Genomic DNA, 18,480 nt, shown 5'->3' on the forward strand with positions numbered 1-18,480 from the left:
GGATCATCGTGAGATAGATTGAGGTAAGAGTTTTAGAATACAAGTATAGATGAACTGCAAGTTTCCTGAATGGGAGATTTGCAGTTTTTTTTTGCGTCACAGGTAGGGGAGGAACACTGGACTTTGGTTGGGGAAAGAACTGGACTCGGGATTGTTTCAATCCCGCTATTTCTTGGGTACGATTGAAGCATACATATATAGATGAACCTTTGGGGTAAGGGGTAGAGAAGATGAAGAAGGGGTTACGGAGAGGGTTAAAAGTGCTGGGAGGCATCATGCTTGCCACAGGACTTTTGCTGCTGGCAGGTACAGCGTATGAAGCGTATCAATCCACGCAGGATATGAAGTCCTATCCCCCGCCAGGCAAGTATTATGAAGTGAGTGGTCGCAACATGCACCTCTACACCGCCGGCAAAGGAGAGGTAACCGTGGTGTTTGCCTCAGGCTGGGGTACACCCAATCCGTATGTGGATTTCAGTCCGCTATATGACAAGTTGAAATCACAGGTGAAAATTGCGGTATATGATCGGTTCGGGTACGGATACAGCGACTATACGGATGACCCTCGTGATGTTGATACCATCTCGGAAGAGATCCACCAATTGCTGCGCACATCCGGTCAACGTCCACCTTACATCATGGTTGGTCACTCCCTGGGGGCGCTGGAGACACTGCGGTTTGCGCAAAGGTATCCTGATGAGGTGGCTGGCATGGTCATGATCGATGGCGGAAGCCCGGAGTATTACAGTCGTACAGACTTGAATACACCGGAATGGATGATGGATTGGTCCCGTTTTCTGGTGAAAACAGGCATCGCACGAACATTGCTGCAATCGGATCGTATGATGGCATCTCTGGTCATTGACCCAAATCTGGTAAAGGAACCGATGAAAAAAGCCGTTACGATATCCACGCTGAGACATGCGTACAATGACAATGTCATGGAAGAGGTTCGGAATTCCAGAACAAATGCAGCGTGTGTGCTTGAGAACAAAACGAAGTTTGGCTTCCCCCTGACGATCCTCACAGCCGGTTCGGAGGAGTCGGATGAGGACAGTCATGCTTGGCAGGCCGACCAAGCGAATTTTGCTTCATGGTCAAGACACGGAACACAGCTGACAGTTCCACAAGCGACACACAGTATCCACAACAGTCAACCGGATATTGTCGCCGCCGAGATCATGAAATTAGTGACACCGTCCAGTGACCTATGAGTAACATGATTCCACAAATACATGATGAACAGGAGGAGGAGGGATGGATGAAAAAGTTTAAAGTAATCACCCGCTTCCTGTCCATTCTTGTAGTCAGTTGTCTATTGTCTCTTAGTGTATTATCTGTATCTGTGATATGGGTTAAGAATAACGTTCATGCGGTGCCTGTGATCCAGCCGTTTGAACGTGATTAGCACATAAAACGAAGAAGAAGGAGTGGTAACAGATGGTGAAGAGAAGGAAATATGTATTGGCCTGTGCGGCACTGGTGATGATGGTGGCCTTGAGTGCTTGCAGCAGCGCGGCAGATGAACAGAGTGATACTGAGAAGGTGGACACTGAAGTTTCCTCCGGAACTAATGAACAAGCGACTAATGAAGGTGCAAGCGAAGCAACAACAAGTACAGTGACCGAGACGGAGGGTACGACTGCACCAACCGACTCGGATTCAGATCGTGGTGAGGAAGCGACTGCTGGAACCAATGAGTTGCCGGAGAACTTGCCAAGTGATTTCCCATTGCCAGAAGATGCAACGATTCGTTTAGCCAATTCTGGTGAGAATGAAGGCAAGCAATCGGCCATGGTGATTTTCTCCACTGAACAAGATATGAAAACCGTATCCCAGCTGTATAAAGATTACTTCAACGCCAAAAAGTTAACGGATGCAGGTCAGACGATCGATGACAAAAATATTATCATTCAGGGAACCGATCCGGAAACACAGGATGTCTGGTCCTTGATTGGAGGAACATTGGCGGGACAGGAAGGTGTCATTGAACTGACGTTGACCTGGACAGAATCATAAGCAGAAGATAAGGGCTATTTTTCTTTCCTGCTTTTTTTCTTCCTAAAATAACGATTGAACGCCACAATACCTTGCATACGGAGCCGCATTATTGCTGCACCGCTGCAAGGTATTTTTATTTCGAACTGGAAACCTGACAGGTTACATGTTATGTTATATCATTATAAACAGAGTAATAGACAACTATAGAAGAAGACAGGAGAGGATTGAACATGATTAGAGTGGGTATTGTTGGTTACGGTAACTTGGGTAAAGGTGTAGAGAAAGCCATTTCCCAGAACGAGGATATGGAACTGATTGCTGTGTTTACACGTCGTAATCCGGAGCAGATGGTCGCTGAAAGCACAGAAGTACGTTTTGAGCATATCTCTGCAGCGGAGCAATACATAGGCAAGGTTGATGTTATGATCCTCTGTGGTGGTTCTGCAACCGACCTTCCAGAGCAGACACCAGCCATCGCCAAGTTGTTCAATACGGTAGATAGCTTCGATACACATGCGAAAATTCCTGAATTCTACAAAGAAGTTAATGCTGCGGCAGAGCAAGGCGGTCACGTAAGTGTCATTTCCACAGGTTGGGACCCAGGCTTGTTCTCCATGAACCGTCTGCTTGCACAGTCCATCCTGCCAGAAGGAAAAGAGTACACGTTCTGGGGCAAAGGTGTGAGCCAAGGCCACTCGGATGCTATTCGTCGTGTTCCAGGCGTTAAGGCGGGTGTACAGTATACTGTACCTGTTGAAGAGGTAATCAACCGGATTCGTGCAGGGGAGACACCAGAGCTGTCTACACGCGAGAAACATCTGCGTCAATGTTATGTGGTAGCAGAAGATGGTGCTAATCAGGATGAGATCCGTGAGACGATTGTGTCGATGCCAAACTATTTTGCAGATTACGATACAACTGTAACGTTCATTAGCGAAGAAGAATTGAAATCCGAGCATGAAGGTATGCCGCATGGTGGATTTGTAATTCGCAGTGGGGTTACAGGTGCTGGTCAAAAGCAAATTATTGAATTTGGTCTGAAACTCGACAGCAATCCTGAATTTACAGCAAGCGTACTTGTAGCGTATGCAAGAGCCGCACAACGCTTGAGTGTGGAAGGACATAAGGGAGCGAAAACGGTATTTGATATTCCGCTCGGTCATTTGTCTCCAAAATCGGCTGAAGATCTTCGCCGCGACTTGTTATAATTCTGATTCGTTCCAGTGATTTTATAGAAACAGCTCGTCCTTGGATGTATAGGACGAGCTGTTTTTTTGCTGTTGCTGTATACGATTCATACATTCATATGAATTGGCAGGTACTATCCTGCCTGTATCCCTGCACGTGCTCTTGTGGAAATGGCACCCTATACCCAGTGTGAGGGAATGTTAAGATGATCCGGCAACTTGGTATTCACATTACCTTTGGCTGCATTAATCTGGGATTGCGTCAGGAAGATGCCACCTCTCAGGTCTGCATCGCCCAGATCCGTATCCCGCAAGTCCGCGCCAATCCAATCCGCATTTCGTGTATCTGCATTTCGGAGATCGGCTGCGATCATTAAAGCCCCTCGGAAGCTTGCGCCCCGCAGGTCAGCCCCTTTTAAATTGGCACCAAAAAAGTCACTTCCGGTACGTTTTTTACTCTTCTTCGACTTACCTTGTCCATGAGCGGTGGGTGGCACATTCGCACGTACCATCTCACTTGCCTGGACCAAGAGTTGATTCACACTGGACCGATAATTGGCGATGTCCAGACGGAGGAGTGCCGCAGGCTCCAGATTGCTCAAGCGCTCAATCTCCTCATATAACTCACCAAATGCCGAGTGAAGGGATGACGTTTCCGGTCTCATCATCATTTCCTTCATATAACTGAGCAACTCGTGAAGTTGTCGCAAGGCAGGCAGACAATCGAACATCTCGTTTGCAGACTCTGGATGATCACGCCAATCTTTGCCCGCGTAGGTCACTTGGGACAGCTTTTGTCCAGCTCCAAAACAGTCGTATACCGTGCAACCTTTAAACCCTTTCTGCCGAAGCTGGGTATGGATACCGCAGCGATTGTCCGTGCGCAGATTGGGACAGGGTGTGCCGCTGGCTTTATCAAAAGCAAAGTCAGATGACTTGCCATAGGGCAAGGCAACACAGCACAGGCCAAAACATTGCTCACAGTCTGCGCTAAGATGAGGACTCGCAGTGCTGGCAAATGGTTGGTTAGACAATGTAAACACTTCCTTATAATAGTACAAATAGATGGAATTACGTCAGTACCACTTTACCATTGCCTTGCGATTAGAGCAATTGAAGACAAGGAAAAAAGGGCAGTTACCCAAATAGATGGGAACGCCCTTTGATCGTGGAGAATCACGTATTTAAATTAAACTACACCTTGAGCAATCATGGAATCCGCTACCTTGAGGAAACCGGCGATATTCGCTCCGGCTACGAGGTTGCCTTCACAGCCATACTCTTCAGCAGCTTCTACACAGCTGGTGTAGATGTTCTTCATGATGTCATGCAGCTTGGCGTCTACTTCTTCAAATGACCAGGACAACCGCATGCTGTTCTGTGACATTTCAAGAGCAGACACGGCTACACCTCCGGCATTAGCCGCTTTGGCTGGACCGAACAGCACGCCTGCACCGTGGAAGACGTCAATGGCAGCCAGGGTGGAAGGCATATTCGCGCCTTCGCCAATGGCCTTCACGCCACCTTTGATTAGAAGGGCCGCAGCTTCTTCATCGATCTCATTTTGCGTTGCACATGGAAGAGCAATATCACAAGGGATGGACCAGATGCCTTCACAACCTTCGGTATATGTAGCATGCGGGTGTTCTTTGATGTATTCGCTGATGCGAAGACGATCAACCTCTTTCAGACGTTTCACGGTATCCAGATTGATGCCTTGTGGATCGTGTATATAGCCACCTGAGTCACTACACGCCACGACTGTAGCTCCAAGCTCCTGTGCCTTCTGAATGGCATAGATGGACACATTACCAGAGCCAGAGACAACGACTGTGCTGTCTTGGAAGCTGAGTCCCTTGGATTGCAGCATCTCCTTCACGAAGTACACACAGCCGAAGCCAGTAGCTTCCTTACGTGCCAAGCTTCCTCCGTACAGCAGACCTTTTCCTGTCAAAACGCCTGCCTCATGCCCGCCATGGATACGTTTGTATTGGCCGAACATGTAACCGATTTCCCTTGCGCCTACACCAATGTCACCTGCCGGTACATCCGTATCGGAACCGATATATTTGTACAGCTCAGTCATGAAGCTTTGTGTGAAACGCATGACTTCCAGATCTGATTTTCCTTTGGGATCGAAGTCAGAACCACCTTTACCACCGCCAATGGGCAGACCGGTCAAAGCATTTTTGAAGATCTGTTCGAAGCCAAGGAACTTGATGATGCCCGAGTATACAGAAGGATGGAAGCGAAGTCCGCCTTTGTAAGGGCCAATGGCACTGTTGAATTGCACCCGGAATCCACGGTTAACCTGAACTTTGCCCTGATCATCTACCCATGGGACACGGAATGTGATTACACGTTCGGGTTCAACAAGCTGTTCCAACAGACTATGGTTCTTATACTTGGGGTGTGCTTCAATAACAGGAATAAGGGAATCCAGAATTTCTTTGACAGCCTGATGGAACTCGTCTTCGTGCGGATTTCTGGCGACAACCGACTCATAAACGGAATGAACATATTCTGCGGCAGTAACTTGAACGGACTCTGTAGTTTCTTTTGTTATCGTGGACACTTTTTCGATGCACTCCTTTATTGTGTTAAAGTCTGTAGAGGCTTATTTGCATAAATTGAATAAAAGTTTGTAGTTAAATATACAGGAAAGCAAATAAAAATACGAGATGAAAATTCATAAAATGTTTTTTATGCAGTAATTAAAATGTTCTATGGATCTACCATATGATGTGAAGAATTAAGTTATTAAATGGAAGATATGACCACAAATGATAATAAAAAAGCAAGTTAGACGAATATACTGGATTAAAATATTAGTTTTGGTAAGATGGTAAGAAGGTCTCGTATTCCGGGATCTTTTTAAAATATAAAGGAGGAAAACAAGATGATGAAGAGAAACATGCCAATCAACATGGAGAACAAGGCTTGTATAGGGGGGGAAATCTACTATGAACCATAGGACCTCCCGCCATAATTGCAGAGAGAAGCTGGTGAGCCAGCTATTTACATTCGGTGAAGAGAAAAGAACATTTCTCGACGACTATTTCGACGCGCGTGATCCAGAGCGGATACAATTGGAAAAACAATTGTCCGCATATACAGAGTATGTGGAAAAACTGCTCCTGGGTCCTGATGAAGATCTGGACTCAGCTGTATTGATCGGCAGTCATATTGATTTTGAATATCTCGATTTTCATACGTCAGATTCGTTCATGATTGTCATGCCAGAGGATACTAATCCTGATGAGGGTCGTATTTCCTTCCTCTCTCCAGTAGGGAGTCAATTACTGCTTGGCAGTAAAGGGGAAGTTAGGTCTGTTCATACACCATCAGGTTCCATGAGAATCCGCATTACGGGGATCGAGCTGAGGAGCGAAACCTTGAACGAGCCGGCGCTAGGGGGTGCAGATCATGCACTTTAAAGAGACGGACTTACCCGGGATTGGACGTAAATACTGGCTGCATACCCGTAGTGGTGAGCATTTGGTCATAGTGATTCATAACGACGAGCGACGTGACCTGTTCCATATGGAGTCAGGGGATACACCTGAAGAGGTGGGTGATATGGTATCTCTGGTCACCCTGGACGATGATGAAGCCCGGGCGGTAGCCGCTATTGTTGGTGGTATGACCTATAAACCGAAGTTTCAGGATGAGCGTGAAGTGATGCTTGAAGGGCTGTTAATCGAATGGCTACGGATTGAGCCCCACGCCGCAAGCGTAGGCATGACGATTGGTGAACTGGATATCCGTCAGGCTACGGGCGCCGTAATTCTCGCTGTTGTGACCAAGGATAAGGAGAAGCATTTTAATCCAGGCCCGGATTATGCTTTTACCGCTGGGGCTACAATTGTAGTTGCCGGTGAACGGAATCAGATCAAACATCTCAAACAATTGTTGACTGATGGACGGACTTAGCCTATGGATATGCTCATATTCGAAGTGGGAATTGCCGTTGCGCTGATTACACTTACTGGGCTGATATCTTCACGATTACGATTTTCAGTCATTCCTTTCTATATCCTGATTGGTATGGCTGTTGGACCACATGCACCACAGATTGGCATAGTGGATTTACGTTTTATCGAAAGTTCGACCTTTATTGAATTTATGGGCAGGCTTGGCATTTTGTTTCTGCTATTTTATCTGGGTTTGGAGTTCTCGGTCTCCCGGTTATTAAAGTCTGGCAAAGCCATTCTGACCGGGGGCATGTTCTATGTTGGTCTGAATTTTGTCTCTGGATTGCTGTTGGGGTGGTTCATGGATCTGCCCCTTCAGGAGACACTTGTTGTCTGCGGGATCATGACCAGCTCTTCTACAGCCATTGTAGCTAAAGTGCTCGTTGATCTGAAACGCACGGCAAACCCTGAAACAGAGATTATTATGGGCATGATCATGTTTGATGACTTGTTCATCGCGATTCATATCTCCATCCTGACCGGGCTTGTGCTCAGCGGGGCAACTTCATTCTTAAGTGTTCTGTTAGTATCGCTGTCTGCCCTGCTGTTTATTGTGCTATTCCTGATTATTGGCAGGAAAAGCATCAAATATATTGATAAGGCACTGAATATCAAGTCATCAGAGTTGTTTCTGCTTACCGTCATGACACTGCTCTTCCTGGTGGCTGGTTTCTCGGAGACACTGCATGTAGCAGAAGCCATTGGAGCATTGATGATGGGGCTTGTGTTGGGCGAATCAAGACATGTAAGTCGGATTGAACATCAGATCATGCCTTTCAAAGATTTTTTTGGTGCAATTTTCTTCTTCAGTTTTGGCCTGACCATCGAGCCGGCTTCACTTGGCGGAGCTGTTGGGATGACGATTATTGCCGTTATTCTGACGATTGCCAGTAACTATGGTGCAGGTATGATCGCTGGCAGACTGGCTGGAATGAGCCCTAAGGCCTCATTGAATGTGGGCTTTACCCTGGTCTCGCGGGGCGAATTCTCCATTATCATGGCGAACATCGGCAAGGCCGGAGGGCTGATGGCATCCATCCAATCGTTTGCCGTGTTGTATGTGTTAATTCTGGCTGTGCTGGGGCCTATCCTGACCAAAGAATCTCCACGGATCTATGCTCAGTATGCGCGGCTAAGGAAGCGGATGAAACGAAGGGAAACGGGTTGAGTCGATGCGGTTGTCGCTGGACAGCCAGGGTATTTTTACCGTAATGCTTAATAAGCGTCACACTGTTTGGAGAGAGAAATCACTCCGGGGTGTGGCGTTTTTTTATTACGGGGAACCCATCGAATACAGCCTTGTTATTATACCTATTCCACCAAATTATGGTATGTATCCATATCTTGTGCGTGGTCGTGAATGTCCAAGTCCACGGGCAGGACTAAAGATGTGATTTAGTTGAGAGGGATTGAAAATAAGAAGTTATTATGTAAAATAATGTTATATTCAAATCTAGCAGTTGAATGGATCATTTACACGAGAACGTAGAGGACAGAAGAAACCTGAAGAAGCGGAGCGTTCGCCTTTATCAACAGATTTTCACCTTTGTAAAATTGAATCAAAAAATCTGGGGATAACAGTGATCGGAAGGTTATTCTGTCATCGGAGTGGCAAGTGTAAATATTCTTTAGTTCAACTTATGTTTCAATGTAACAGAAGTTAGAATGACGAGGAGGAATAGCTTATGAACAAGAAAAGTAGATTTCAACGGTTAAAATGGGCCGGTACAGGGATGTTGCTCAGTCTCGTATTATTTGCTCTACCTGCATCTGCTGCATGGAATGATACATATCAGGGTTACGCGACGTATACAGGCTCAGGTTACTCGGGAGGTGCGGTGTTGCTTGATCCCATCCCGGCGGACATGAAGATTACTGCACTTAATCCGTTCCAACTCAATTATAACGGTGTCAAAGCCGCTTTAGCGGGAGCCTATCTCGAGGTGCAGGGTCCTAAAGGCAAAACAACGGTCTATGTAACAGACCTCTATCCAGAAGGCGCCAGCGGAGCGCTGGATCTCTCACCGAATGCTTTTAACCTGATCGGTGACCCAAAGGCAGGTAAAATCGATATCAGCTGGAAAGTGGTCAAAGCTCCAATTCAAGGCAACGTCTCCTATCGGATCAAGGAAGGCAGCAGTCAGTGGTGGGCAGCCATTCAGGTTCGTAATCACAAATATCCGGTGCTGAAGTTCGAAGTGAAACAGAAGGATGGCACGTGGCTCAATCTTGAAAAGCAAGACTATAATCATTTCCTCGGAACTGGACTGGGCAAAGAAAAATTAAACGTTCGTATTACCGATATTCGCGGTCAGGTATTAAATGACACGATCCCAGCTCTGCCTAATGATGGGTCAGGTGGTGCATATATCGTACCGGGCAATGTACAGTTTCCCGATTGACAGATATACGGAGTTGTTATAAAAAGAAGTATGGTCATAGACGTATTCTTAACGAAAAGTCGTACACTGTACGGCTTTTTTTGTATACAAAAAGAGGAGAATGTAACGTATGAAAAAAAGTTTGCCTTCATATCAGACAACACATCCCTATTGGAAACAGTATCAGGCCTTTTTCCCGGAAGAAGTGAGGTTAGGGGAGCATACAGCTCCTGAGGAAGAATGGTGGGAGTCAAATGGGGTTCATCTGCATATCGATCGCTTGCCTGCGTCGGAGTCTTCAATCAAAATTCTGTTCATTCATGGTGCGGGAGGCAATGGCAGGTTGCTCGCTCCGTATGCCCGCATGTTGCAGCGACATGGATACGAGGTGGTATCGCCAGATCTTCCGCCGTATGGGTTAAGTTACGCAATGTCTGGTACACGTATTAACTACGAACTTTGGATAGAGCTGCTTGTGTCACTCATCGAACGGGAACACAAAAAAGATGGCAAGCCAATCGTTGTATTGGGAAGTAGCATCGGAGGTATGCTTGCCTATCACACCAGTGCACGCAGTAAGCGTGTTAAGGGTTTGATCGCAACTACATTTGTAGACACGAGTAATCCGAAAATGCGAGATCAGCTTGCACCGAATCCTCTGGTAAGCCGGGCGGGAAAACGGATGATGGATCTGTTCCCTGGTCTGCTGGATCATGTACGTATTTCGGTCAAACAGGTATCCCGAATGCAACTGATTACTAATAACAAGGACTTAACCCGGCTTATTATGAATGATCCACAAGCGGCAGCTACACGTATTCCGTTGGAATTATTAAGAACATTCCTTAATAAAAAACCGGAGGTAAGCCCGGAACAGTTCAATCAGTGTCCGGTCCTGTTGGTTCACCCTGAACTGGACCCCATGACACCGATCAGGTTCAGCCAATCTTTTTTTGATCGTCTGGTGGTGGAGAAGGAATGTGTGATCTTGGAAGGGGCAGGCCATTTTCCTATAGAGCAGCCAGGGCTGAACCAGTTGGAGGTAGCGGTACTACGATTTTTACAACAAATTCAATGATGAACACTGGCTACTACACTGCTTCGCATAAGATAGTTTACATATCCTAAGTACGTAAAACACCTCCCACTAAGCCCACTAAGGGAGGTGTATTTGAATGTTTTTGATATGAATTGCACTACCGCCAACCTGAATCTGTGTGATTTCATTAGAGCTGTCCAGTGTTAATCTGGCTCGGATCTCAGAGGGGCGGTTCATGGTATACCCTTGTCTGATCGTGTACGTGTGAAGATGAGGATCTGTAAGCTGGTTGTATTGGGATAAATAACAGAGCATGGCACCATTGGATGTGCCTGTCGCGCTTTCTTCCGGTATATCATAAAGCGGTGCAAAATTACGGCATTCTGCCAGAACGTCCTCAGCATCTGATTCGAGTGTAAACACATGATAACCTACGGCATGATGAGCCTTGCATATTTCAGTGATACGCTGGAAGTCAGGGTCGATTTTGGTCAGAACATTAACATCTCTAACAGCTATCAGGATATCGGGTAGCCCGGTAGATACGATCTGTACAGGTAGTTCGGCGTTCAGATCCGCCATAGAAATACGTAACGAATCGGCAATCTGCTGTCGATCCACGATCTCCCCAAACTCCGGCAACGTCTGAGACAGATAGACTTCTCCATTGACTTCGATATCAACTTTAAGAATTCCGGCCAGTGTCTCCAGTGTATATGTACCAACATTAACGAGATGTTGTGTCTTCATTAGATAAAATAAAGCAATTGTGGCATGTCCACATAGATCGACTTCATCACTTGGGGTGAAATAACGTACTTTGAAATCAGCCTGATCCGACGGCATGACAAACGCAGTCTCTGAAAAACCAACTTGTCTGGCAATCTCCTGCATCTGGGTTTCAGACAAATGCGCTGCTTGTAAAACAACACCTGCGGGGTTTCCGCCATGAGCCTTGTCCGAAAATGAATGTAATGTACTTACTTCTACTTCCATCGTGTTACCTCGCTTGTTCAGTTATTGGGTTAAGATTTAACGTAATCGATAATGGACATTATATCACGATTGTTGAACGGGCTTGTGAATCCCAGATTGCTGTGAATTTTGAATGAATAGGTCAAGTGATCGCCGGGAAAGGGTAATGAAGGGAGAGAGAGTATAACGATAATCAATGGAAAGGCTGGGATTTCTAATGAAAGCAATTGTGATTGAGGAATTTGGTGGAGCGGAACAATTGAAGGAACAAGAAGTAGCCAAGCCAGCATGTGGAGTGAATCAGGTATTAATTCGAACACATGCCACGTCGGTGAATCCGGTCGACTTCAAAATCAGACAAGGTTATATGAAAGAAGCAGCGGAGAATTTTCCGTTGATTCTGGGCGGCGATGTTGCCGGTATTGTGGCTGAAGCAGGTTCAAATGTCACGCGGTTCAGAGAAGGTGATCGGGTATTTGCGCGTCCGCGTCAATTCGGAACCTATGCAGAATATGTTGCTGTTGATGCGGATATTATTGCCCGTATACCGGAGCAACTGAGTTTCGAGGAAGCAGCAGCGATCCCGCTAGCGGCGATGACGGCATGGCAGGCACTTGTGGATCACGGACGTTTAGGCAAAGGGCAGAAGGTACTCATTCATGCTGGTGCAGGTGGTGTGGGAACGTATGCCATTCAGATCGCCAAGTCCCTCGGCGCTGAAGTGGCTTCCACGGCAAGTGAATCAAACGAAGCGTTGCTTCGTTCGTTGGGTGTGGATCATTTTATCAATTATAAAAAAGAAGATTTCTCGGAGATTCTCTCCGGTTATGATGTTGTGCTGGACACCATGGGCGGTGATATTCAGCGCGATAGCTTCAAGGTGTTAAAGTCTGGCGGGCATCTGGTATCCTTGGTGGAACAACCGGATGAGAAGCTTGCCAAGGAAGCCGGAGTAACGGCCAACGTCTTCATGATGGAGCCCAAAGGGGATCAACTGGATCAGCTGGCTGAACTGGCTGCGGAAGGCAAGCTCAAATCGATTATTGATGGAACGTACCCGCTAACTCAACAGGGAGTAAGGGAAGCACATGAGAAGAGTGAAACCCATCATACCCGCGGGAAACTGGTTATTCAGGTGCAATAGAATTCATTAACTCGTAGAAGTATTTGGACTCACGAGTCTGATATAGATTGTACCAGGCCTGTAATGTTTCTGGTGTATAGACATTCAACAGCTTCAACACATGCATTGTAAATTCTAACGGAGCTATTCCAGATGCAGTAACTAGATTTCCATCGGTTACTGCAGGCTCCGTTACATAATAGGTTTCTCCAGTATAATCTGGGCATATCATCTTCAGGTATTCTAAATCATTGCTTGTATGCTGTCTCGAATCCAGTATCCCTATTTTTGCAAGTGCAACTGTCGCACCGCAAATCGCCGCAATAACCGTACCCTCTTCTATAGAGGCAGTAACTTTTTTCAATAGGGGATCATGGATGGTGTCCATCCAGGTGTTTCCTCCTGGAAGAATGATGAGGTCGTCACCTTTCAATGTACATTCATCAATAGAAATATGAGGAAGGATGTTCAATCCGCCCATGGTAGTTACCGGATGTTTATCCACGCCTACGGTTACGACCTGTAAAGGCTGGATCTCTTTCCTGAAATACCTTCCCGAGTTCAATTCAGCAGTTAGATAGCCTACCTCCCAATCCGCCATCGTATCAAATACATATAGATATACGTTCTTCGTTTGCATCATACATGCTCCTTTTGTTTTCATGATTGAATGGATTACTCTTGTATTATAAATTAACTTCACTGACATCTACGGTCAGTGAAGTTTTTAAATTTGAAAATTAACAGCCCTAAGAACCAATATAGGGACTGCTCCCCAATTGTAGTGGAATAAGATATAATAGGAGAAATTTATTCCATTTTGTGCATGAGGTGATTAGGATGTCCAACGAACTCATTCAAGCCATTCAATTGTTAAAAGAAAAGAAATGGGTGGATCTGACCCATACGTTTGGTCCAGGCTCTCCACATTTTTCAGCTTTTGAGGCAGCACAATTCGATACACTGTTTGATCACGATCAAGGTTTCTTTGCCCAGAGCTTCAAGTTCCCGGGTCAATACGGGACACATCTTGATGCGCCGATCCACTTCGTTCGGGATACCCGGTATCTGGATGAGCTGGGCTTGAAAGAGCTTGTATTGCCACTTGTGGTGATTGACCAGTCCGCCGAAGTAGAGAACAATCCGGATCTCACACTGGATGTGGAGCATATTCTTGAATTTGAAAGAGAGCATGGCGTGATTGAAGCTGGAAGCTTTGTAGCCTTACGTACCGATTGGAGCAAACGCTGGCCTAACCATGAAACATTTGATAACAAGGATGCGGAGGGCAACAGTCATGCACCTGGATGGTCGGTTAGTGCGCTCATGTTTTTATTTGAGGAAAGAAAAGTGCAAGCCATTGGTCACGAAACCTTTGACACGGATTCAGCGGTGGATTATCAGAAGAATGGAGCACTTCTGGCAGAATATTATGTACTTGCCCAGGATACATATCAGGTCGAGCTGTTAACAAACCTGGATCAGGTGCCGGCCAAGGGCGCTGTTATTTTCAATATTGTACCCAAAGCGGAGAAAGCTTCTGGTTTCCCAGTCCGGTCTTTTGCCATTCTGCCGTAAAACGGGGTAGATCAAAAGCTGAAATAGATAAATCCAGCACAGAACTCAGAATGATACTCAAGCAGACAGCCGGCTAAATAGTCGGCTGTCTTTCAACTAACGGGCAGAATAGTTGAAAAAGGTATTTTAATTTAAACCTCGAATATTTAATGTAATCGGATAGCTAAAAATTTGATGATAGACAGGACTTAGATACGATGATAAAGGTTTCGGAGGAGTATTTTGGAGAACTAAGAATCTTGAAGTTATAAAAAAAGGTACAGTCTTTATCGAGAATGACAGTTATTTTCCAACAGAACAACAAGTGATGTTAAATTTCCAAGTACATAATCTAAACGAGACTATGAAGCATCTTGAACAGATTAGTGTACTTCTTGCAAAGAAAAAAGAGATTAGTGAATTTGGAAAGTTTATTTTGAATGAAGTTCCTGAAGGTCGACTGGTCGAGCTTTGGGAGAAATAACGGCATTAATTTTAAGATTAGAACAGGTATTCCATAATTTATATTATATATAAGGGGTAAGTGTATGCAGATTAGAGCTTTTCAAGAGTCCGATAAAGATTTCATTGTAAGTCTGGCTTTACGATTTATGGACTTTGAGCTGATGAGCTGGCGTGATCCAGACAAAATGGAAGAATCACAGCTCAGCCTAGCCCAAGAATCAGTAGACAATCTTTCTCCTGGTACGGAGATTTTTGTGGCGGAAGATGAAACAGGAGAGCTACTGGGTTTCCTTGAAGTACAGCCGCATAAAGATAAATTGAACGATATAGAACAAGGTTATATTGTGGCGATTGCGGTTTCTCCACAAGGAGAAGGAAATGGGGTCGGCAAGGGACTCATGACCAAAGCAGAAGAGTGGTCAAGGCAAAAAGGCTATCGACAGCTTATACTGAATGTCTTTAACAATAACCTTCGTGCCGTAAATTTCTATAAGCATTTAAATTATGAAATTGAAGTTGTGAAGATGGTAAAAGAGCTATAGAGACCCTTACTTATAAGCTAACGGGAAACGTTAGTTCATAAAGCACGGGGCAGACTGCAGGATGGCAGGCTGCTCTTTTTTCATTTAGCTAACTGGCAAGAGGCAAGTAAGCTTATGAGGAACCAAGTTCAGCTAGGATTTGATTTATTTAGAAGTATAAATGTGTGCTTTGGCAAACTTATGGGTTAAGTCACAACTAATGAATTCTAAATAATTCAAATATGTAAATAGCAAGGGAGGCGTATTCCGCCTCCTTTTTATGTTGTTACTTTTGATCCGAGTGAGGATCTTGATTAAATCTTTGAGAGATTTTTTTCTCTGTTTTCTTACGCCGTATCCAGCGCTTAAGTATGCCTTCTTCTTTGCGTTCTTGCAGTGTTTCCTTCAAACCTTGAATCATAAATTCCGATCTTCGTCTGTCATCCCGACTAATCTCGCGTAATTCCTTAATAAATTTGTCGTCCATATCTGCCTCTCGCTTATTCAGGATAATTTCATTATACCGAACGTACGTTCTTTTATCAAGTTTTTCCATTATGAATGATTTTCGAGATCTATATAGTGAAAAGAAGCACAGGAACAATACGAGGCATGTGTGAGAATGGTGCTAGAGGGTTTGAGCATAATCCTCTTGCCAGTTTTTTGTTCCCGGGGATCATCCTATTGCTGGTTCTTGGCGTGATGCCTACAATGATTGCTATTTCGCTCATCCGCTACGTTCATTGGGGGATGGGTGAGAGAATGAATCTCTATCCTGACCGCTATTGGGCTTGGACTTTTTCGTTGTATACGGGGTTTGCTCTCATCATCTGGATTATGGCGCAGGTTTACTGGATTCAGGATGTCTCTATCATTCACTTGGTCTATTTTGCATGGGGAGTGGGTATTCAAGTTGTGACCTTATTGCCCGGGGTACAGCGAATATATTCAAAATAAACTGCTTGTATATTGAACAAACGGCTGCCGAAAGAATCGTTGAATGATTCTTTCGGCAGTTATTTTTTTATGGGCATCGAGATAATACGCGTTGTTGTAGTCATGTTGTCCACATCTTCCTTGGACTGAAAAGGGCTCGGATAAATCTAAATCATATTGACAAAGAACTATTATCCTCGCATACTTACGTAATATACTTTATAAAGTGTATTTATTAACTAGAGGAATAGTCACATGTAATAAGTATCTCAAAATCATAATCCGCATGAAACAGGGAGGTAAGTATGGATGGTCTACGTTATTATGGCAGTTATAATATGGGCGGGTACCTATGCAAGTATGGTCTTGTCAAAGCAACCGATTGAAGTGAAACCTGTGAAATCGATGGATGATTTGTTTGAGTGAACAAAGTAGCTCTGCCGATTTCGATCCATTGCCAGCACGATGGAACTCATGTGTTCAAGTAAGGCATTATGTTATGATATGGTGTGAATGACATCCATACCATTGCTTTGGCTCAATTGAACCAGAGTAGAAACGAGAGGGTTATGAAAAAAGCCAACGCTACAATGATGAAATACATCAATTTGAATAATGTGCGTGAAGTCATGCAGCAGATTGAGACGGCGACCAAACCGCAATTAGCTTTATTAACCAATCTTAGTGTTGTTACCATTAATGCGCTGATTCAGGAATTATGTGATGGCGGAGAGTTGTTCCAGGATAAAGTGGTTCCCTCTAACGGCGGTCGTCCTGCTCAGGCATATCGATATAATTATAACTTCAAGCTTGCTTTGGTTCTTTACATCAAAGAGATGAAAGGCCAGGAGTTGATTTCGGCAACGGTCATGAATCTGGAGAATAAGGTTGTGTTGAAGGAAGAGCGCATCTTGCCTGCTTTTGATAAACAGCATATGCTGCAACTTATCGCACGTTTCATTAAGGAGTATCCCTCCATTGATATGATCGGCATCGGTATTCCGGGGCAAGCCGTGGATGGGGACATCACGGTGAGCAGTCATGAAGAGCTTATCCATTCACATCTGATACGGGAGATCGAGAGCGAGTTCCAACTGAACGTTCTCGTGGAGAATGATGTTAATGCAGCGATTAGCGGATACTGTACACAGCATGCGGATATGAAGGAACGGAGTGTAGCGGGAATTTATTTTCCGAACCGATACCCGCCGGGTATGGGCATGATGTTGAATGGACAGATGATCCGTGGGAAAAACGGGATGTTTGGTGAGATCAAGTATCTTCCTTATTCACCTGATTGGCACCGTGACATGAGCAAAGATGATTTTGTACTGAACGTATGTCACATCCTGCAAACGATTAATGCCGTCGTTGCCCCGCACCAGATTGTCATTTATCAGGAACGGGTGGAGAGAGAAGAGCTGGATATGGCGTGGAAACAGTACGGGAAGGATCACCCCATGCCGACGTTGCCCGAGATTGTACATCAGGACTCGTTCCAACATGATTTTGATGCTGGGTTACGAGGAATGGTGCTTCAGGCGTTGAAGTCAGGCATTCTATCAGAAGCCTTATAACCCACAGGCCATGTCTGTGGCTTTTATTTTATAAGCTAACCCTTGTAGAGGAGGATTCATGATGCGTGAAGAAGAGAGAATCATGAAGGGCGTGTTGTTTAGTCCAAGTGATCCCGAATTAAAGATCATCAAAAGGCGAGCCCATAATCTCAGTCAGCGTTACAGTCAGACCTTTGAAGAACAGACTGAGGAGAGGAATCAGATATTACAACAGTTACTGGGGCAGATCGGTGAAGGTGGATTCATGCAAGGCCCCATCTTCTTTCATTATGGTGTGCATACCCGGATAGGCGAGCATTTCTTCGGTAATTACAATCTGACGATACAAGATGACGCGCAAGTGACGATCGGGGACTATACCAGTTTTGGACCCAACGTTACGATTGTTACCCCCATTCATCCCATGATTGCCAGCGAGCGGAGACAGATGGTGGACCAGAACGGTGATGTGAAGTCGCTATGTTATGCCAAACCGGTCACGATTGGTAACGATGTATGGATCTCGGCAAACGTCACAGTGTGCGGGGGCGTAACGATTGGAGACGGCTGTGTCATTGGAGCAGGTAGCGTGGTGACTCGTGATATTCCACCGCATTCTTTTGCAGCAGGCGTACCGTGCAAAGTTATTCGTAAAATTACTGATGCGGACAGCATGCGAAACTACCCCGATGTTCTGGCAGATTGCCGTGTGCTGGAAGAATAAAAAAGGCTGCCATCAGGATCAAATAGATGATCCTGGTGACA

At 45.2% G+C, this 18,480-nt stretch carries 21 protein-coding genes; 16 read left to right on the plus strand and 5 right to left on the minus strand.

What is annotated here, in order from left to right:
* The first annotated feature begins 230 nt into the window (after positions 1-230).
* The 4 genes from PAEAM_RS23685 to PAEAM_RS23695 all read left to right on the plus strand — a co-directional run bounded on the left by PAEAM_RS23685 (position 231) and on the right by PAEAM_RS23695 (position 3,209).
* The gene (locus PAEAM_RS23685) at positions 231-1,214 is read left to right on the plus strand and encodes an alpha/beta hydrolase (RefSeq protein ID WP_100529196.1); all 984 of its coding nucleotides are present in this window, start codon (positions 231-233) and stop codon (positions 1,212-1,214) included.
* Positions 1,215-1,261: 47 nt separating this feature from the next.
* On the plus strand, positions 1,262-1,408 hold the full coding sequence (locus tag PAEAM_RS31960) for a hypothetical protein (RefSeq protein WP_165790037.1): 147 nt from the start codon (positions 1,262-1,264) through the stop codon (positions 1,406-1,408).
* Between the two features lie 32 nt (positions 1,409-1,440).
* The gene (locus PAEAM_RS23690) at positions 1,441-2,019 is read left to right on the plus strand and encodes a hypothetical protein (protein WP_100529197.1); all 579 of its coding nucleotides are present in this window, start codon (positions 1,441-1,443) and stop codon (positions 2,017-2,019) included.
* Between the two features lie 212 nt (positions 2,020-2,231).
* A complete protein-coding gene (locus tag PAEAM_RS23695; protein WP_017687032.1) occupies positions 2,232-3,209 on the plus strand; it encodes a diaminopimelate dehydrogenase in 978 nt (325 codons plus the stop codon).
* Between the two features lie 158 nt (positions 3,210-3,367).
* On the opposite strand, the gene PAEAM_RS23700 is transcribed toward PAEAM_RS23695, so the two are convergent.
* Positions 3,368-4,222: a pentapeptide repeat-containing protein gene (locus tag PAEAM_RS23700; protein ID WP_100529198.1), complete on the minus strand. Its 855-nt coding sequence runs from the start codon at positions 4,220-4,222 to the stop codon at positions 3,368-3,370.
* Positions 4,223-4,377: 155 nt separating this feature from the next.
* Positions 4,378-5,763, minus strand: coding sequence for an NADP-specific glutamate dehydrogenase (gene gdhA / locus PAEAM_RS23705; protein WP_174806476.1), 1,386 nt, complete (start codon positions 5,761-5,763; stop codon positions 4,378-4,380).
* Between the two features lie 388 nt (positions 5,764-6,151).
* Between gdhA and PAEAM_RS23710 the strand changes: the two genes are divergently transcribed.
* From PAEAM_RS23710 to PAEAM_RS23730, 5 genes are all read left to right on the plus strand, one after another.
* Positions 6,152-6,625 (plus strand): GreA/GreB family elongation factor, encoded by a 474-nt coding sequence (locus tag PAEAM_RS23710; RefSeq protein ID WP_051449595.1) that lies wholly within the window; start codon positions 6,152-6,154, stop codon positions 6,623-6,625.
* A complete protein-coding gene (locus PAEAM_RS23715; RefSeq protein ID WP_036617317.1) occupies positions 6,615-7,121 on the plus strand; it encodes a cation:proton antiporter regulatory subunit in 507 nt (168 codons plus the stop codon). Before PAEAM_RS23710 ends, PAEAM_RS23715 begins: the two co-directional genes overlap by 11 nt.
* 3 nt (positions 7,122-7,124) lie before the next feature.
* Positions 7,125-8,330, plus strand: coding sequence for a cation:proton antiporter (locus PAEAM_RS23720; RefSeq protein WP_017687037.1), 1,206 nt, complete (start codon positions 7,125-7,127; stop codon positions 8,328-8,330).
* A gap of 517 nt (positions 8,331-8,847) precedes the next feature.
* Positions 8,848-9,564: an expansin ExlX gene (exlX, locus tag PAEAM_RS23725; RefSeq protein ID WP_036668609.1), complete on the plus strand. Its 717-nt coding sequence runs from the start codon at positions 8,848-8,850 to the stop codon at positions 9,562-9,564.
* A gap of 109 nt (positions 9,565-9,673) precedes the next feature.
* On the plus strand, positions 9,674-10,621 hold the full coding sequence (locus PAEAM_RS23730; RefSeq protein WP_100529199.1) for an alpha/beta hydrolase: 948 nt from the start codon (positions 9,674-9,676) through the stop codon (positions 10,619-10,621).
* A 78-nt stretch (positions 10,622-10,699) separates the two neighbouring features.
* Here the strand turns inward: PAEAM_RS23730 and PAEAM_RS23735 are convergent, their stop codons facing one another.
* Positions 10,700-11,578 carry a PhzF family phenazine biosynthesis protein gene (locus PAEAM_RS23735; protein ID WP_100529200.1) on the minus strand — a complete coding sequence of 293 codons (879 nt, stop codon included), beginning with the start codon at positions 11,576-11,578 and terminating at the stop codon, positions 10,700-10,702.
* Positions 11,579-11,774: 196 nt separating this feature from the next.
* Here PAEAM_RS23735 and PAEAM_RS23740 point away from each other — a divergent pair, with 196 nt between their 5' ends.
* Complete coding sequence (locus tag PAEAM_RS23740) at positions 11,775-12,701, plus strand: NADP-dependent oxidoreductase (protein ID WP_165790038.1); 927 nt, start codon at positions 11,775-11,777, stop codon at positions 12,699-12,701.
* Here the strand turns inward: PAEAM_RS23740 and PAEAM_RS23745 are convergent.
* On the minus strand, positions 12,685-13,320 hold the full coding sequence (locus tag PAEAM_RS23745; protein ID WP_100529202.1) for a type 1 glutamine amidotransferase family protein: 636 nt from the start codon (positions 13,318-13,320) through the stop codon (positions 12,685-12,687). The genes PAEAM_RS23740 and PAEAM_RS23745 overlap by 17 nt on opposite strands.
* 200 nt (positions 13,321-13,520) lie before the next feature.
* Here PAEAM_RS23745 and PAEAM_RS23750 point away from each other — a divergent pair, with 200 nt between their 5' ends.
* The 3 genes from PAEAM_RS23750 (at position 13,521) to PAEAM_RS23760 (ending at position 15,244) form a co-directional block, all read left to right on the plus strand.
* Positions 13,521-14,258, plus strand: a complete 738-nt coding sequence (locus tag PAEAM_RS23750) for a cyclase family protein (protein WP_100529203.1) — start codon at positions 13,521-13,523, stop codon at positions 14,256-14,258.
* Between the two features lie 247 nt (positions 14,259-14,505).
* Positions 14,506-14,721: a hypothetical protein gene (locus tag PAEAM_RS23755; RefSeq protein WP_051447475.1), complete on the plus strand. Its 216-nt coding sequence runs from the start codon at positions 14,506-14,508 to the stop codon at positions 14,719-14,721.
* Positions 14,722-14,785: 64 nt separating this feature from the next.
* A complete protein-coding gene (locus tag PAEAM_RS23760; protein ID WP_100529204.1) occupies positions 14,786-15,244 on the plus strand; it encodes a GNAT family N-acetyltransferase in 459 nt (152 codons plus the stop codon).
* Positions 15,245-15,509: 265 nt separating this feature from the next.
* Here PAEAM_RS23760 and PAEAM_RS23765 read toward each other — a convergent pair whose 3' ends face one another.
* The gene (locus tag PAEAM_RS23765) at positions 15,510-15,710 is read right to left on the minus strand and encodes a hypothetical protein (protein ID WP_026080945.1); all 201 of its coding nucleotides are present in this window, start codon (positions 15,708-15,710) and stop codon (positions 15,510-15,512) included.
* 95 nt (positions 15,711-15,805) lie between these two features.
* Between PAEAM_RS23765 and PAEAM_RS23770 the strand changes: the two genes are divergently transcribed.
* From PAEAM_RS23770 to PAEAM_RS23780, 3 genes are all read left to right on the plus strand, one after another.
* Positions 15,806-16,180, plus strand: coding sequence for a hypothetical protein (locus tag PAEAM_RS23770; RefSeq protein ID WP_133120479.1), 375 nt, complete (start codon positions 15,806-15,808; stop codon positions 16,178-16,180).
* A gap of 548 nt (positions 16,181-16,728) precedes the next feature.
* The gene (locus PAEAM_RS23775) at positions 16,729-17,736 is read left to right on the plus strand and encodes an ROK family protein (protein ID WP_076318758.1); all 1,008 of its coding nucleotides are present in this window, start codon (positions 16,729-16,731) and stop codon (positions 17,734-17,736) included.
* Between the two features lie 58 nt (positions 17,737-17,794).
* A complete protein-coding gene (locus tag PAEAM_RS23780) occupies positions 17,795-18,439 on the plus strand; it encodes a sugar O-acetyltransferase (protein ID WP_243391449.1) in 645 nt (214 codons plus the stop codon).
* Positions 18,440-18,480 lie beyond the last annotated feature (41 nt).

Origin of the sequence: Paenibacillus sp. GM1FR (genome assembly GCF_002803315.1) — a bacterium.
GTDB lineage: Bacteria > Bacillota > Bacilli > Paenibacillales > Paenibacillaceae > Paenibacillus > Paenibacillus amylolyticus.

Bases quoted from the DNA above. Each gene is read 5' to 3' on its own strand.
- PAEAM_RS23745 (WP_100529202.1), bottom strand. From the start codon at position 13,320: ATGCAAACGAAGAACGTATATCTATATGTATTTGATACGATGGCGGAT.
- PAEAM_RS23740 (WP_165790038.1), top strand. From the start codon at position 11,775: ATGAAAGCAATTGTGATTGAGGAATTTGGTGGAGCGGAACAATTGAAG.
- PAEAM_RS23690 (WP_100529197.1), top strand. From the start codon at position 1,441: ATGGTGAAGAGAAGGAAATATGTATTGGCCTGTGCGGCACTGGTGATG.
- PAEAM_RS23715 (WP_036617317.1), top strand. From the start codon at position 6,615: ATGCACTTTAAAGAGACGGACTTACCCGGGATTGGACGTAAATACTGG.
- exlX (WP_036668609.1), top strand. From the start codon at position 8,848: ATGAACAAGAAAAGTAGATTTCAACGGTTAAAATGGGCCGGTACAGGG.
- PAEAM_RS23685 (WP_100529196.1), top strand. From the start codon at position 231: ATGAAGAAGGGGTTACGGAGAGGGTTAAAAGTGCTGGGAGGCATCATG.
- PAEAM_RS23710 (WP_051449595.1), top strand. From the start codon at position 6,152: ATGAACCATAGGACCTCCCGCCATAATTGCAGAGAGAAGCTGGTGAGC.
- PAEAM_RS31960 (WP_165790037.1), top strand. From the start codon at position 1,262: ATGAAAAAGTTTAAAGTAATCACCCGCTTCCTGTCCATTCTTGTAGTC.
- PAEAM_RS23695 (WP_017687032.1), top strand. From the start codon at position 2,232: ATGATTAGAGTGGGTATTGTTGGTTACGGTAACTTGGGTAAAGGTGTA.
- PAEAM_RS23775 (WP_076318758.1), top strand. From the start codon at position 16,729: ATGAAAAAAGCCAACGCTACAATGATGAAATACATCAATTTGAATAAT.
- PAEAM_RS23765 (WP_026080945.1), bottom strand. From the start codon at position 15,710: ATGGACGACAAATTTATTAAGGAATTACGCGAGATTAGTCGGGATGAC.
- PAEAM_RS23780 (WP_243391449.1), top strand. From the start codon at position 17,795: ATGATGCGTGAAGAAGAGAGAATCATGAAGGGCGTGTTGTTTAGTCCA.
- PAEAM_RS23735 (WP_100529200.1), bottom strand. From the start codon at position 11,578: ATGGAAGTAGAAGTAAGTACATTACATTCATTTTCGGACAAGGCTCAT.
- PAEAM_RS23720 (WP_017687037.1), top strand. From the start codon at position 7,125: ATGGATATGCTCATATTCGAAGTGGGAATTGCCGTTGCGCTGATTACA.
- PAEAM_RS23730 (WP_100529199.1), top strand. From the start codon at position 9,674: ATGAAAAAAAGTTTGCCTTCATATCAGACAACACATCCCTATTGGAAA.
- PAEAM_RS23750 (WP_100529203.1), top strand. From the start codon at position 13,521: ATGTCCAACGAACTCATTCAAGCCATTCAATTGTTAAAAGAAAAGAAA.
- PAEAM_RS23760 (WP_100529204.1), top strand. From the start codon at position 14,786: ATGCAGATTAGAGCTTTTCAAGAGTCCGATAAAGATTTCATTGTAAGT.